A 14,313-nucleotide genomic window follows, 5' to 3' on the forward strand; every position below is an offset into this window, starting at 1 on the left:
ACTCTTAAAGTAGATTGCTATCCCTCTTATGTTGTTCGCACAATCTCCATATGTTAAAATCAACTAAAATATCTATTTAATGGATCAACCAGGAGGTCATTAAGTGTTACAGCAAAGCACGCCATCCAAAATGTTATTAATTATATTGCCCAGCGCTATTATTGCCCTTGTGATGATCTTAGGGAATATTGATACACCTGTAACAATTGTTTTATTTTATCTTGTGGCTTCTAGTGTGATGGGTTTAGTTGTTTCAAGCTTAGTGTCTCCATTGCTCACTTATTAATCCTATGTTGTAGTCAAAATTTTTTAACACTCTTTTGCACCTACTTTTTTTGTTCAATGAATTGTCTTTCCATAGTGTATTTTGATATAGTGAAAAATGTAATTTTCAGTAATGTTACTGTATATAGAGGGAGTAAATTGATGAATCATAAGTAGTCCCCCATTTAATTATAAATTTCAAGTGATACTTTTGATAAGTTATTGTTATCTCTTCTTGGATTATATCCTCCTTCATAATCAAAAAGCCATTTGACTACTTTATTTTCCCTGCTATACAATCTAAATTCCTTTAATATGTCATCTTCAGCACTTAAGGTAATTTTATTTCCATTACTATCAACTAGTTCAAAATCAATATACTTAAATTCAATATCCTTATCAGTCACATTTACAAATCTTAATTGCAATTCAATACCAGCTCCAGTAGTATTTACCCTTTCAATTTGAACCTGTGTATTAAGATTAGATGCTTCTAAAAGAGCTATTTTATTAACACTTTCAATAAATTTTTTTCTATCTTCACCCCAAATTTGATAATTGACATCTTCAAGTTTCAAAATTTCAACCAATTTATCTTTAAACTTATTTAAACCATTCTCATCATTGATATAAAGACTTATTTTTGTTAGATCAATTGCGCCGGTCATCTGTCTAAAATCAAAATTAGGTGTTAATAATGAATTATAATTCTTTGATGAAATCCAAGCTGCTCCCATTTCATTTAAACAAGGTGCACTTTGATAATAATTATGAGAGAGTACAAAAAGAACCATAATATTACTGCTATTTAATTCCTTTTTCAAATACTCATAAATACTTTCTCCATACGGGATACTATAGCCAGGTAATGAGCTACAAAAAATATGTTCTTCACTCTTTTTTATTCCAATATCATTTAAAAGCTGTACTAATAGCTTCACATATTCCACATCTTTTGAAGAATGACTTATAAAAATTTTATCTATCTTATTATTCAAGTTGCTAATTTCCACTTCTGTTTCTTCTGAAAATTCATAAAATTCCAATGCTTTTAAGGTTCCTATTAACTTCCGAAAAACATCTTGTCCATTCCCATCTGCATTATTTGCTTGATCAGCGAATTCATCATATATTTCTCTATCATTAATGTTTTTTTTAATAAATATTTTACACTTTTGTAGCCATGCTACATAATCTTCCCCTGAAATATAATCCCCATAAAATTCACCATTTGAACGTACATAACATTTTTGTTTTACTGTGTACCCTTCCTGTATCAATAACTGTAATTCTGTTTTCACATCCATGATATCTATCTCCTTTTCTTGAAGCATTTCATTTTCTACATTAAATAAATAATCCATTAATCTATCTTTAATTCTATTTAAAATAGTCTTGTAATTAAAGATATGGTTATAAAGTGCATTATCCAACTTTTGTTTACTTTCATTAGCATAAAAAGCATCAAGGGATGCTAACCCCTCTGGAACTTTATTATCTTCTAACAATGATTGATGGTGATCTAAATCTAATATTATCTCACTAATTGTATAAGGAATGATTCTATCATTTATCATCTTTTGAGACTTCTCATCATACCAGTTAGTTTTTCTAACCTCTAAAGTTAACAAATATACTTTATTGCATAATTGCTCATATTCTTCAACTGACATTCTTTTTCTAAATGCAATTTTCTTTACATCTTCAAAAACACCCTTGTTACCTTCTGAAGTTATTTTTATTCTAAGGAGTTTAAAGAAAAGCAACTCCTCAATATCAAATCTTTGTTGAGCAATTCTTAATACACTAGTTATTATATTATTTATATTAAAACTGCTACTCTCAAGTTCTTTTATAGTTGATTGAATAATATGTAGTTCCAACTTATTTAGACTCCTTCTAGACTTATATATTTTAGTAATATTATACAGTATCCCTGAAAAATAAAAAAGACAGCCCTTTTTGAAGTGCACCCCAAATATTAGACACAGTCTAACATTTGGAGGTGTTTTTCTTTTGGCTAAATTTACAATTGAAGATAAAATCAAAGCTGTAAAACGATACCTCATTGACCGCGAATCCCTGCTTGGAATTGCAAAACAGATTGGCGTGCACAAAAGCATACTTTAATATTGGGTCAGAAAGTATCAATATCATGGCGAAAAAGCTTAGGCATCAGTATCCGGTGAAATCACTTCTTAAGCTCGCATGTATTCTGCGCAGTATTTACTAATACTTGATCAAGCATTTAGCTCGTCCTGATCAGGATGTCGAACTGAAAAAGATGATTCAAACCATTTATCAGGAACATCAAGGACGTTATGGATATCGCCGGATTCGTGATGAACTAATCAACCGGGGACAAAAGGTAAATCACAAAAAAGTCCAGCGCATCATGAAAGCTCTAGACTAAAATGCATGGTCCGAGTGAAGAAATATCGTTCATACAGAGGCACAGTGAACAAAATAGCGCCTAATATTTTGGCTCGTCATTTTCAAGCAATTAGATCTATTTAATGGTGAAATCATTACCTATACAGTCGGTTCAAGACCTGTTTATTCGTCCCAACGATGCTTCATCAGGCGTTCAACCGTTTAGATGAAGAGGAGAAACTAATGATACATTCTGATCAAGGATGGCATTACCAAATGAAGCAATATAGACACGCCTTAAAAAGCGTGGGATTACACAGAGTATGTCCCGAAAAGGGAACTGTTACGATAACGCAGTTATCGAGAACTTCTTCGGTATCTTAAAGTCTGAATTTCTATACCTAAAAGAATTTGAGAACATCGAACACTTCAAGCAAGAACTTGAACAATATATTGACTACTAAAATCACACACGTATAAAGACCAAACTAAAAGGCATGAGTCCGGTACAATATCGAACTCATGCCTCGAAAGCTGTCTCATAAAAAAACCGCGTCTAAATTTAGGGGGTCACTTCATTTCAGACTGCCTTGTAATATTTAATTTTTCTATATAATGTTGCCTTGCTTACTCCAGTAATTTCAGCAATCTCTTTTGTACCTTCCATACAGAGTTGCTTATTTTCAAAATCAATGTGTCTTTCTTCTAATTGCCCAAGCATATTAATCCTACACCTGTTTTATAAAGAGTAAGCACTGCTACAGCATCCATTAAAACTATAAATGTATTTAAACATGCACCTTATTTAACCTGCTTATCAACTTTGGTATTTATGCCATACCAAAAATTTGAACTACAGCAACCATTATTGAAACAATTATCTAAAATAGCCTTGAATCATTTTAACCTTGTTAAGCTTTGTCTGATTTGAAACAGCAATTGATTCTAGCCACAGATTAATACTATATGTAGTAATATCCTCAAGATATTCTACTTTTGTAATCTTTTCTAAACTTTGCTATGTAGCAAATATAATCAGTAATAGTCCTCTATCATTTGCTGAATAATCATTTTCATAACATTATCTAAGTCTCTGCCATCTCACTTACTGAAATTACTGTAGATGCCTTAGTACCTGATAACTTTTTTTGTATACCTGTAATATTCCTTGTTTAAACAGATCAATGTCTGCATCTATATCAAAGATGCCTTTTTTCTTTGCCATACTGTCTCCTCCAGTAAAAAATAAAATAGAGGAAACATAACATTTATGAAAATTACTTGTAAGCATAAAAAAGGGAATACTCTCACAGTGTTCTAATCTGTGTTAGCATCCCTTCTCTGCCCAAAACCCTGACATATCAAGGCTTGATATTGTAAAACTGTACGTCCCAGGAGAGATTCGAACTCCCGACCGACGGCTTAGAAGGCCGTTGCTCTATCCTGCTGAGCTACTGGGACATGTTGTTATGTAGTGTGCTTTGGTGTATTACCTCAGCGACAAGATTTATTATATTACTATTGTTCTTTAAAGTCAACGGTTTTTCGAAAGTTTTTTCATAAGGGGCAAATGCTGCACCCTTATGAAATACCTTCCAATGTGACAGTGTTTTCGAGGTCTTGTATGACGTGACCTTCGTCCGTGAAAAACTGTACGTTTGCTTCGCTTCCATCTAGTGTCAGTATAGCATAGCTGCGCTCTTTGCGCACTCTTGGCAGGTGCACGCTGCCTGGGTTAATGAGTAGTTTTCCTCTTAGCAGTTCACTGCCAGGGATGTGCGAGTGGCCAAAGCAGATAATGTCTGCGCCTAGCTCTTCTGCACGGTAGTAGACTTGAAGCAAGGATTGTTTGATGCCATGCAGATGTCCGTGAGTGAGAAATAGTTTTCCGCCTCCGTCGAGTGGGAGCAGGAGCTCTTCTTCAAAATCGCCCATAAAGTCACAATTTCCTTTGACGACTTTGTATCCTTCGAGTGCTGGGTGGTTCGTTTCGAGTTCTGAATCTCCGCAGTGAATCATCATGTCCACTTCAGCCGCATGCCGTTTGGCAATGGTTTGAAGTTCGTCTGTGAGTCCATGACTGTCACTAATGATGAGTATCTTCATGGCTTCATTCCCCCTTATTCATTTGCGTCTAGCAGTGATGAAAGCTTTTGAAGCGCGACCGCTCGATGGCTGATCTTGTTTTTTTCCTCTGGTGATAACTCGGCCATCGTCTGGTCTTTGTCTTTGACGATGAAAATTGGGTCGTATCCGAAGCCGTTTTCGCCGATCGGTTCTTCTGCGATAAAGCCTTCTACTGATCCTTCTACCGTTTTGGTCTCTTTCCCCGGTATACTGACAGCCAGGGCACATCTGAATCTAGCAGTGCGGTCTTCTTTTTCAATGCCTCGCAGCTCACTTAGCACCTTTTCCACGTTCTCGGCATCGTCTTTATGCTCGCCCGCGTACCTCGCTGAATAGACGCCAGGCTTTCCGCCAAGGTAATCAATCGACAGACCCGAGTCGTCTGCAATCACCATTTCACCTGCTTTGGCTTGAATGGCCTCGGCTTTGATGATCGCATTTTCTTCAAAGGTATGTCCTGTTTCTTCGATCTCTTCCGTAAATCCGATGTCCGCTAGTGTTTTGACCGTGAATCCTTTTGGCTCAAGAATGGCTTTGAATTCTTTCGCTTTGCCCGCATTGTGCGTTGCGATGATGGCAGTTTTCATCTTGATCAAACCCTTCTCTTTATTCGATAACTTCTCCTGTCACTGCTTTTTGCTTTTCAATTAATTCTTTGATGCCTTTTTCGGCTAAATCAAGCAGTCCGTTTAGTTGTTCTCTTGAGAATGTTGCTTCTTCGCCAGTACCTTGAAGTTCAACAAAGCGCCCAGCGCCTGTCATGATGACATTCATATCCACTTCAGCTGAAGAATCTTCTTCATAATTTAAATCTAACAGAAGTCCCTGTTTAGAATCAATTCCGACGGATATCGCAGCTAAATAATCAGTGATCGGATTTTCTTTCAAAACGCCTTCTGATTGAAGCTTTTGAATCGCTAGTGTCATGGCCACAAATGCACCTGTAATAGAAGCTGTGCGTGTTCCACCGTCTGCTTGAATAACATCACAATCAATCCAAATGGTGCGTTCACCAAGCTTTTCTAAATCAACGACTGCACGTAGAGCTCGTCCAATTAAACGCTGGATCTCCATTGTACGTCCTGTGACTTTTCCTTTAGATGATTCTCTTATCGTTCTTTGAGCCGTTGCTCTTGGAAGCATGCTATATTCTGCTGTAATCCAGCCTTTTCCTTCTCCTCTTAAAAAAGGAGGTACGCGGTCCTCGATAGATGCGTTACAAATCACCTTCGTATTTCCCGCTGAGATTAAGACAGAGCCTTCTGGGTGCGTAATGTAGCCTGCCTGTATTTCAATTTTTCTTAATTCGTCGTATTGTCTTTCATCTAATCTCATGTTTTACCTCCGTTACAATATACATTCCGCGCGGGTGTCAGCGGGGTTCTCCTATTAACTTAGACAACCACGATCCGTTCTAATCGCTTGGAATAAAAAAGAGGCAGCGAATGTGCATGCCTCTTTTTCTCCATTATATCAATGTGTGACGTTAAAAACTACCTGTATTCACTTGTTCTGGTCGTGAAACCGGCTTTGTAAGCTCTGTTCCTTTTTCGTTCACAAGCTCTGCCTTTCCGTTTACCTTCACAGACACGCTTTTCACATCTGGCAGCTCTGTTAATGTCAGCACAATGCTATCAAGAACTTTTTGTGAAATGACCTTTTTCTTTTCATCTGCACTGCCAAAAATAGATTCATTGAAATCTAGTGTCACATGACCGTCTTTTACTTTCGGGACATCATTCAGCTTCACATCTTGATCAAAGTCTGTCAGCAATTGGCTTGTTTTGCTTGGTCCAGAGACGAGCTCATCAATGGCTGCTGTAATTGGATCATCCTCGTCTTTTGGTGCTCTTTTGGTCACCGGGACATAGTACGTCTGTTCATCAGATTCAGCTAAATAGTAGACGGTCACAGGCTTTGTCGATGTCATATCAGCCGCAGCCTCGTGCTGAATATTAATGCCGTCCTCTCTGCTTAAATCATCTGAAATCGGCGTCCCATTCACAGGCATCTCTTTTAATTCATGGCCATTCATCTTTAATTTGACTTTCGCTACCGAATCAAACTGCGTTAATGTCCAAGTGACTGATTGCAAAATGCGCTGTTCGTCTTCTTTTTTATAGTTTTTGAATTCATTTGAGAAATCAACAACCGCGGTGCCATCTTTAATATCGACAGATACGCTCGTGTCCGCCGGCAGCACGGCTCTGAATCCATTTGGCATCAGGTTAGAAATCGGTCCCCCGTCTACGAGGTATTCAAGTGTTTGTTTCGCACTTCCTTCGTTTTTCGGCAGCGGAATGGATTGAGACACAACATATCCATTTTTATCAATTAAATATAATTCTCTCATGACGGTATCTGCTTGCTTCTCTTCTTTTCCTTCTTTCGCTGTTTGTTTCTCTTCTTTATTTTCTTTCACAAACGTGACATTTTGTGGTGGATCAATCTCTGTTTTCGCTTGGTCTGTTTGAAACAATCCGCATCCTGATAAAAGCATGGCTGACGCAATACACGTAACAGCTGCTGTAGTTCCTTTTTTCAGCATACTTCACCCTCCTCTAGTGGTTTGTACTAGTATGTATACGAGCTCCCTCAGAGGATTAGACCCTTTTCATAAAAAAATAACCCACTTCCATGAGAAGTAGGTTATTGCTGATATACATGTTCAAGCGAAACCGTTTCGACCTTTCCTGGCAGGTAGCCGAACCAGTCTTGAGCGATGTTTTGAAAGTTTTGTTGCTGCCCTGTTGTATAAATCGTATGAACAGGCTCTTCCTTCGAGTCATTTAACAGCCCTTTATATGAAAGAATTGTGCTCGCTTCTCTCGCTGTCTCATCTCCTGATGAAATGATATTGACGCCACTGCCCATAAAGCGCTGAATCGGTTCTTTTAAAATCGGGTAGTGTGTGCAGCCAAGAATAAGCGTATCAATGCCTGTTTCTTTCATCGGTTCAAGAGAAGCTTTTACGACTTCATCTGCTGTATGATCTAAAAACGTACCACTTTCCACAAATGGCACAAGCAATGGACATGCCAGACTTTGAACAGTTAGTCCTGCTTTTAAAGAAAGCAGTGCTTCTTTATAGGCCTCACTTTTGATCGTATTGACTGTGCCGATGACGCCAATATGCTGATTGTTTGTCACCTTGATCGCTGTGCGGGCTCCGGGCTGGATCACACCAATGACCGGGATATCAAGTGTTGCTTTAATTTCATCAAGTGCTATCGCCGTCGCAGTGTTACACGCAATGACTAGCATTTTAATATGGTGATGTCTTAATAGGTAGTGCGCCATTTCCCATGTATATTGAAGAACCTCTTCTTCTGCTCGAGGGCCGTATGGACATCGTTTTGTGTCGCCTACATAAATAATTTTTTCTTTTGGCAGTTGTCTCATGATTTCCTTCGCAACGGTTAAACCGCCTACGCCGGAATCAATCACGCCGATGGGTTGATCCAACAAAATCGCCTCATTTTCTTTTCATTTGCTGCTGTAGTTTCGTTAAAGATTGGTTGAAAACGATGGCTTCTTCTTCTGAGAAAGCCCCTAGAAGTTCACTGACGTATTCTTGGCGTTTGACAATCACTTCTTGAATGATCCGCTCACCTTCAGGTAATAAATGAATGCGAACCACGCGGCGGTCAGACGGATCTTTCACCCGTTCAACAAGTTCACTTTTTTCCATTCGGTCAATTAAATCGGTTGTCGTGCTGCAAGCCAAATACATCTTTTGTGATAGCTCACCTATTGTCATATCTCCGAATTCATAAAGCCACTGAAGCCCTACAAATTGAGGAGGTGTAATCGTATATTGATTCAGAATTTCTCTACCTTTTTGCTTAATGATTGCAGCAATATGGCGCAATGATTTTTCAATTTCTGCAACATGGCCTGACTCATTCGTTTCCATTTCATTGATACCTCACTATAGCATCTCACTTTGATTAAAACGTACATTCCTATTTTCCTCGTTTTTCAAAGAAATTGCAAGAAGAGACTCATGGAAACGATATAGAAATAACCGGCTCCTCCCTGGTGCGGAAGGAAAACCGGCTGACGTTAGAGCTCTAGCTCACCCATACGCAGAAGCTCGACTACGGCCTGTGAACGACCTTTGACTCCTAGCTTTTGCATGGCATTCGAAATATGATTTCGAACAGTCTTTTCGCTAATAAAAAGCTCGCTTGCAATTTCTTTTGTTGTTTTATCTTGGACGAGCAATTCGAATACTTCTCTTTCTCTTTTGGTTAATAGCGGCTTGGATTGAAACTCTTTCTCCTTCAAGTATTGTAACCCTCCTTGCTAAGGTGAGAGCTCTAGTCTCTATAGAATGGGATTCTGTATAGTCGAGATATCATATGCCGGGTACTTGAGGTAGGTGACGTTAAAATCGAGAATTCCCACAGATGAGCGTCCAATTTGCTCCCCTTCAAACCGCACAAAAAAGGACGAGTCCCCTATAGAGACATCGTCCTTGATCAAACAAGCTTTTAAAATATCGAAATGGCTCCTGTTAAAAGAGCAATAAGTGTTGTAAACAGGGCTGTGAGTACGGTCCATAACAGTGCGTACTTTTGCAAATCACCGATATCTTTATTCAGCATACTCACAAGTAGTAATGTGGAAGCCACAAGCGGACTCAGTAAATGGACAGGCTGTCCGATAATAGAGGCGCGCGCAATTTCTACTGGATCAATTCCGTAAGCTGCGCCGGCTTCAGCTAAGATTGGCAGCACCCCGAAATAATACGCATCATTTGAAAGAACAAATGTAAATGGCATACTCGTCAACGCGACAATGAGTGGAAAAAATGAGCTGTATGAATCTGGAATCATGTAAATGACCAAGTGAGCAATGGACTCCACCATTTTTGTTCCCGAAAAAATGCCTGTGAAAATTCCTGCTGCAAACACAAGGGTAATGACCGTTAAGGCATTTCCTGCATGCGATAAAATCCGCTCACGCTGATCTTCAACTTTTGGATAGTTGATCATAAGCGCAATGACAAAGCCAATGAGAAAGAGTACAGGAATCGGTACGATATCCAATACAAGTGTCACCATGACAGCAATCGTCAGGAAGAAGTTGACCCAAATCAGGTTTGGTCTCTTCATATCTGCAACGCCATCTTCAATTGATGCCGCCAATTCAGGAGAGATCGAGACCTCTTCTTTATACTGAATCTCGGCAACCCCAATGCGCTTCCGTTCTTTTTTTCCAAGAACATACGCTGTAAAAAGGATAAAAAGACCGCCCCCTATCATCGTCGGGAGTAATGGAATGAAGAATTCCGCTGCATCTAAACCAAGTGCAGCAATCGCACGAGTGGCTGGACCGCCCCAAGGCGTCATTCCACTCATAATGCCTAATGATAATAATGAAATCGTCCCTAAAATCAGTGGGTTCATCCCAATTCTTAAGAAAAGTGGCAGCATAGCTGATACGGTAATCATGTACGTTGTCGTTCCATCACCATCTAATGCAACAAGCATAGACAAAATCGCTACCCCAAAAGCAATTTTCACCGGATCGCCTTTCACAAGACGTAAAATCAGTTTGATCAATGGGTCAAACAATCCAGCATCCAGCATGACACCGAAGAATAAGATGGCAAATAACAATAAAGCAGCAGATGGTGCAACGGTCTTGAGTCCATCAAGCATCATGTCCCCTAATCCGCTGTAAAATCCACCGATTAATGCAAAGATGATTGGCACAACGGTTAGAGCCACCACCGGATGCATACGTTTTGTCATAATAAGAAATGTAAAAGTCACGACCATCAAGATCCCTAAAATAGCTAGCACTTCATATCCCTCCATCCTCTTCTTTACACGATCCACAAGCGCCCCTTTTGCACTTGCGGCCCGAAATGTTAGCGCTTTCTATTTCAAGGATATAATAGCTTTTTTTATAATGAAAATATCGATTTTTTCGTCTATTCAATAAATTTTTTTTATAATTAGCCTTGCTGACTTCTTAAAAACTCAATGAATGCTTTCACAACAGACAAATGAAGGGAATCCGGCTGGTACATGAGCCATGTATCTCTTAAAACAGGCTGTCCATCTTTATACGAAAGACCTTTTACAAATAGCTCATCACTTGGTCTGAGGCAAATTTCCGGGACAATGGCATAACCTAAACCATGCTTCACCATCTCTTTTGATGTATCTTGCCTGTCTGTCTCCATTGTCACAAGCGGAGGCATCGTGAACGTCTCCTGCCACCATCTGTTAATCAATCGTTTTAATGAACTATCCGTGTGATAGTCAATGAGCGGCAGTTTCGGAAGGTCCTTTAGCTGTATTTCTGATTTTGAAATGATACAAAGGCGTTCTTTATCAAGCAAAAATCGCTCTCCATTCCAGTCGTAATCTCCTCTTAAAATCCCTAAATGTACACTTGATGTCCCTAATAAATCCATGACTTTTGTGCTCCATCCTGTGTTCACCATAAATTGAACATGTGGATACTGCTTAGAAAACTCTCTTAAAATTTCCGGCAGTTTATATTGAGCAAAGTTACTCGACACCCCTAACCTGATCGTTCCTTTGACCTTTTTTTGCATATTGAGCATGCCATCTTTCGTTTGCTGGAGCTGCTTGAGCATGTCATTTGCGTATTTAGCCAAGTATTCGCCCTCTGATGTAAATTCAATGCCTCGCTTTCTTTTAAAGAAAAGCTTCATGTCAAATTCCTCTTCAAGCTGTTTCAATCGATAACTTAAGGCAGGCTGCGATACAAATAATTTTTCTGCCGCTTTTGTGATGTTCTTCTCTTCATATAACACCTTTAAAAACCGCCAATCTTTCTCATCCATTGTGTGCCCTCCTTTTGACCTTATTATAAAAATATTTTATCAGTTTATCTTAAAATAATGTATTTAACTTATTTCTTATTATACTTTACCATTTTGATTAGATAAATAGTAACTAAACAATTGAGGGTGAGAGCAATGAGAAAAGTTCCAATCACAATCATGCGAGGCGGTACAAGCAAAGGGGTCTTCATTCAAGCCAATGATGCACCTTACGAACACGATGAGCTCGAAGCATTTCTATTAGACATTATGGGTAGCCCTGACCGGCTGCAAGTTGATGGAATCGGGGGCGGTAATTCTTTAACAAGTAAGGTGGCCATTATCGATAAAGCCACTCGTCCAGATGTGGATGTGAACTATACGTTTGCACAAGTCAGCATCAATGAAAGATTTGTCGACTTTAAAGGAAACTGTGGGAATATCTCATCAGCAGTTGGACCGTATGCCATCATTAAAGGACTTGTCCAAGCAGTTGAGCCTGTCACAACAGTACGTATTCTGAATACCAACACGAATAAAATCATTGTGGCAGAGGTAGAAGTCGAGAACGGAGAAGTGAAATTTGAAGGACAGGCAGAAATTCCAGGAGTGAAAGGAACAGGTTCTCCCATTTATTTATCCTTTGAGAAACCTGAAGGCGCTGTCACAGGTAAAACCTTTCCGACTGGAAACAAAATGGATACGATCCAGACAAAGTTTGGAGAGATTCCGATCTCAATCGTTGACATTGCAAATCCAATCGCCTTTGTCCGTGCCAAAGATATTCAATTAAAAGGAACTGAATTGCCTGAGGAGTTTACAGACGAATTGCTGGATGATTTAGAAGAGATTCGCTCCATCGCTGCTGAAATGTGCCACTTTGCACCAAAAGAACTGGCCACATTACAGTCTCCAGCTGTTCCAAAGCTTGCAATTATTAGCGAGCCCGCTGATTATGTAGATACAAATGGAATATTGAGAAGAGCAGCAGATATGGACATCATCGTTCGGATGCTATCGATGCAAAGACCGCACCAAGCACTTGCCATTACCGGATCTGTCTGTGTGTCAGCCAGCTGTTTCATGGATCAAACGCTTCCGGCACAGCTGTTTCAAGGTCAAGATGATACACTTCGAATTGGTCATCCTGCTGGTATTATGCAAACTGAAATTGATATCTCACAAAATAGAGTGAAAGTCATTCGAACCGCAAGAGAAATTCTAGATGGAGTGGTCTTTACAAAACAAGACTACATGGTTCAACCTCAAATAAAAAGAGAAGCATAAATGAGACGTCATCTTGTCGACAAAGAGCTAAAATGAACTGATTTTAGCTCTTTGTCTTTTTTTCAGTGTAAAGATCTTAAAGCACTCCGTTCTAACATCGAATGTAACGGTTTTCTAGACACTAATCGAACGAGAAATTGTCTACTTGGGCGGTGCATCAATATCTCCTGCTGAATGGGCTTTTATATGTCCTTGATCATCTTTTAACTGAATATGACCATAACGGTTCACACCACAGCAAATTCCTTCCTGCCATGTTTGCTTTTCACGATCTAATGAAATACGAAGCGGTTGATTTAGCCGATATAATCGTTTGTTATAAAGGGCAGTGAGGGCTTCAAATCCTTCCATTTGCCAGCGTGCATGGAATTTTTCAAAGGCCGCTGCCAAATCTTTCACTAGCTGGTCCGCTTTCACCTCAGTCAGTTCTGATAGGCAAACGGTTTTATACGGAACGTGCTCCGGCTTTGTCTCTACATTGATGCCCACACCGATGTAAATGGCGCTGCGGTCTGCTTCAATTAATGTGCCAGATACTTTCGCTTCATTAATCAATAGATCATTTGGCCATTTGATTGCCAGCTGATCCTCTACTCTCATAAGTGGTTTGAGTACATCATAAATGGCGAGTGCCGTCAGCGGTGCAATCGTTGATTGGGTGGAGATATCTACTGGCGGTTTTACTGTCATCGTGACAGCTACATTCCCTGTAGGCGTTTCCCACGGTCTGCCAAGCCTGCCTCTCCCTGCTGTCTGCTGCCGGGCATATACGGCAAAAGAAGGGGTTTCTCCTTGCTGAATGAGCCTTTTCGCTTCATTATTTGTACTATCAATGGTGTCGTATTGAAAGATCTTCATGTGCTCTCCTTTGTTTCTTCTTCATTATGATTCTTTTATTATAACAAAATGAAACATGTGACCGTGATTCTTTAATGTCGCTGGGCCTGAAAAGTCTCTTTTTCCTCTTCTGTAAACGGTACAGGGGCACCGGTGTCTTTACTTATTTGCACCATCGTGACTGAGCCTGTAAAACACGGTTCTTGCTGTTCATTTTCTCCTAAATAATGAAGGATGAGAGAGCTTGATCCAACCTTTTCTGGCTTTACATACACTCGAAGTCTCTCACCGATTTCCACTTGCTTGATGTAATCACATTGAAGGTTTGCCACGACCGTAATCGTCTCTCGCGCACGCTTCATTCGTTTATCTACAATTCCCGTTTTTTGAAAGAAGGCAATCCGCGCCTCTTCAAAATACACAAATGGGGTGACATTGTTCATGTGACCAAACATATCCGTTTCTGAAAAACGGACGGTTGTTTCCACATAAAATCGAAACGATGCCCTCCACTCTTCAAACGGCTCTTCAATATATGACGGCAGCCTCATTTGATCCACTCCTTATTCGCAAACAAAACGCCTCTCCCGTATTGGAAGAGGCGTTTGTTATGTTTT

At 39.5% G+C, this 14,313-nt stretch carries 15 protein-coding genes, 1 tRNA gene and 1 pseudogene; 3 read left to right on the forward strand and 14 right to left on the reverse strand.

The features are described from left to right. The first annotated feature begins 103 nt into the window (after positions 1-103). Positions 104-286, forward strand: coding sequence for a hypothetical protein (locus tag NST01_RS12840; protein WP_326115910.1), 183 nt, complete (start codon positions 104-106; stop codon positions 284-286). 163 nt (positions 287-449) lie between these two features. On the opposite strand, the gene NST01_RS12845 is transcribed toward NST01_RS12840, so the two are convergent. Beyond that, complete coding sequence (locus tag NST01_RS12845) at positions 450-2,147, reverse strand: toll/interleukin-1 receptor domain-containing protein (protein ID WP_326115912.1); 1,698 nt, start codon at positions 2,145-2,147, stop codon at positions 450-452. Between the two features lie 281 nt (positions 2,148-2,428). Between NST01_RS12845 and NST01_RS12850 the strand changes: the two are divergent. Then, positions 2,429-3,182, forward strand: a pseudogene (locus NST01_RS12850) (IS3 family transposase); the annotation flags it as partial. A 35-nt stretch (positions 3,183-3,217) separates the two neighbouring features. On the opposite strand, the gene NST01_RS12855 reads toward NST01_RS12850, so the two are convergent. From NST01_RS12855 to NST01_RS12905, 11 genes are all read right to left on the reverse strand, one after another. After that, a complete protein-coding gene (locus tag NST01_RS12855) occupies positions 3,218-3,358 on the reverse strand; it encodes a helix-turn-helix transcriptional regulator (RefSeq protein WP_326115914.1) in 141 nt (46 codons plus the stop codon). Positions 3,359-4,024: 666 nt separating this feature from the next. Continuing rightward, positions 4,025-4,098, reverse strand: a tRNA-Arg gene (locus NST01_RS12860). Positions 4,099-4,218: 120 nt separating this feature from the next. Then, complete coding sequence (locus NST01_RS12865) at positions 4,219-4,743, reverse strand: YfcE family phosphodiesterase (RefSeq protein WP_008345914.1); 525 nt, start codon at positions 4,741-4,743, stop codon at positions 4,219-4,221. A 14-nt stretch (positions 4,744-4,757) separates the two neighbouring features. Beyond that, a complete protein-coding gene (locus tag NST01_RS12870) occupies positions 4,758-5,360 on the reverse strand; it encodes an XTP/dITP diphosphatase (RefSeq protein WP_341041972.1) in 603 nt (200 codons plus the stop codon). A 10-nt stretch (positions 5,361-5,370) separates the two neighbouring features. Then, positions 5,371-6,099: a ribonuclease PH gene (rph, locus tag NST01_RS12875; protein WP_007501599.1), complete on the reverse strand. Its 729-nt coding sequence runs from the start codon at positions 6,097-6,099 to the stop codon at positions 5,371-5,373. A 151-nt stretch (positions 6,100-6,250) separates the two neighbouring features. Beyond that, a complete protein-coding gene (locus NST01_RS12880) occupies positions 6,251-7,312 on the reverse strand; it encodes a GerMN domain-containing protein (RefSeq protein ID WP_048003339.1) in 1,062 nt (353 codons plus the stop codon). A 101-nt stretch (positions 7,313-7,413) separates the two neighbouring features. Then, the gene (gene racE, locus NST01_RS12885) at positions 7,414-8,232 is read right to left on the reverse strand and encodes a glutamate racemase (protein ID WP_108611299.1); all 819 of its coding nucleotides are present in this window, start codon (positions 8,230-8,232) and stop codon (positions 7,414-7,416) included. 7 nt (positions 8,233-8,239) lie between these two features. Next, positions 8,240-8,680: a MarR family winged helix-turn-helix transcriptional regulator gene (locus tag NST01_RS12890; RefSeq protein WP_007501606.1), complete on the reverse strand. Its 441-nt coding sequence runs from the start codon at positions 8,678-8,680 to the stop codon at positions 8,240-8,242. Positions 8,681-8,829: 149 nt separating this feature from the next. Continuing rightward, a complete protein-coding gene (gerE, locus tag NST01_RS12895) occupies positions 8,830-9,054 on the reverse strand; it encodes a spore germination transcription factor GerE (protein WP_003184172.1) in 225 nt (74 codons plus the stop codon). A gap of 206 nt (positions 9,055-9,260) precedes the next feature. Next, the gene (locus NST01_RS12900) at positions 9,261-10,577 is read right to left on the reverse strand and encodes a CitMHS family transporter (protein WP_025207747.1); all 1,317 of its coding nucleotides are present in this window, start codon (positions 10,575-10,577) and stop codon (positions 9,261-9,263) included. A 155-nt stretch (positions 10,578-10,732) separates the two neighbouring features. Continuing rightward, complete coding sequence (locus NST01_RS12905) at positions 10,733-11,593, reverse strand: LysR family transcriptional regulator (protein ID WP_007501609.1); 861 nt, start codon at positions 11,591-11,593, stop codon at positions 10,733-10,735. A gap of 135 nt (positions 11,594-11,728) precedes the next feature. Between NST01_RS12905 and NST01_RS12910 the strand changes: the two genes are divergently transcribed. Then, positions 11,729-12,859: a 2-methylaconitate cis-trans isomerase PrpF family protein gene (locus tag NST01_RS12910; RefSeq protein ID WP_135226592.1), complete on the forward strand. Its 1,131-nt coding sequence runs from the start codon at positions 11,729-11,731 to the stop codon at positions 12,857-12,859. Positions 12,860-13,000: 141 nt separating this feature from the next. Here the strand turns inward: NST01_RS12910 and NST01_RS12915 are convergent, their stop codons facing one another. Both NST01_RS12915 and NST01_RS12920 read right to left on the reverse strand, forming a co-directional pair. Beyond that, on the reverse strand, positions 13,001-13,717 hold the full coding sequence (locus tag NST01_RS12915; RefSeq protein WP_341041975.1) for a biotin--[acetyl-CoA-carboxylase] ligase: 717 nt from the start codon (positions 13,715-13,717) through the stop codon (positions 13,001-13,003). A 71-nt stretch (positions 13,718-13,788) separates the two neighbouring features. Continuing rightward, the gene (locus tag NST01_RS12920; RefSeq protein ID WP_007501614.1) at positions 13,789-14,247 is read right to left on the reverse strand and encodes an acyl-CoA thioesterase; all 459 of its coding nucleotides are present in this window, start codon (positions 14,245-14,247) and stop codon (positions 13,789-13,791) included. Positions 14,248-14,313 lie beyond the last annotated feature (66 nt).

The organism is Bacillus sp. FSL R7-0166 (assembly GCF_038008935.1).
In the GTDB taxonomy this organism is placed as follows: Bacteria; Bacillota; Bacilli; order Bacillales; family Bacillaceae; genus Bacillus; species Bacillus altitudinis.

Excerpts from the sequence above, each read along its gene's own strand:
- NST01_RS12855 (WP_326115914.1), bottom strand. The coding sequence starts at position 3,358 with ATGCTTGGGCAATTAGAAGAAAGACACATTGATTTTGAAAATAAGCAA.
- NST01_RS12865 (WP_008345914.1), bottom strand. The coding sequence starts at position 4,743 with ATGAAGATACTCATCATTAGTGACAGTCATGGACTCACAGACGAACTT.
- rph (WP_007501599.1), bottom strand. The coding sequence starts at position 6,099 with ATGAGATTAGATGAAAGACAATACGACGAATTAAGAAAAATTGAAATA.
- NST01_RS12880 (WP_048003339.1), bottom strand. The coding sequence starts at position 7,312 with ATGCTGAAAAAAGGAACTACAGCAGCTGTTACGTGTATTGCGTCAGCC.
- NST01_RS12890 (WP_007501606.1), bottom strand. The coding sequence starts at position 8,680 with ATGGAAACGAATGAGTCAGGCCATGTTGCAGAAATTGAAAAATCATTG.
- NST01_RS12905 (WP_007501609.1), bottom strand. The coding sequence starts at position 11,593 with ATGGATGAGAAAGATTGGCGGTTTTTAAAGGTGTTATATGAAGAGAAG.
- NST01_RS12910 (WP_135226592.1), top strand. The coding sequence starts at position 11,729 with ATGAGAAAAGTTCCAATCACAATCATGCGAGGCGGTACAAGCAAAGGG.
- NST01_RS12915 (WP_341041975.1), bottom strand. The coding sequence starts at position 13,717 with ATGAAGATCTTTCAATACGACACCATTGATAGTACAAATAATGAAGCG.
- NST01_RS12920 (WP_007501614.1), bottom strand. The coding sequence starts at position 14,247 with ATGAGGCTGCCGTCATATATTGAAGAGCCGTTTGAAGAGTGGAGGGCA.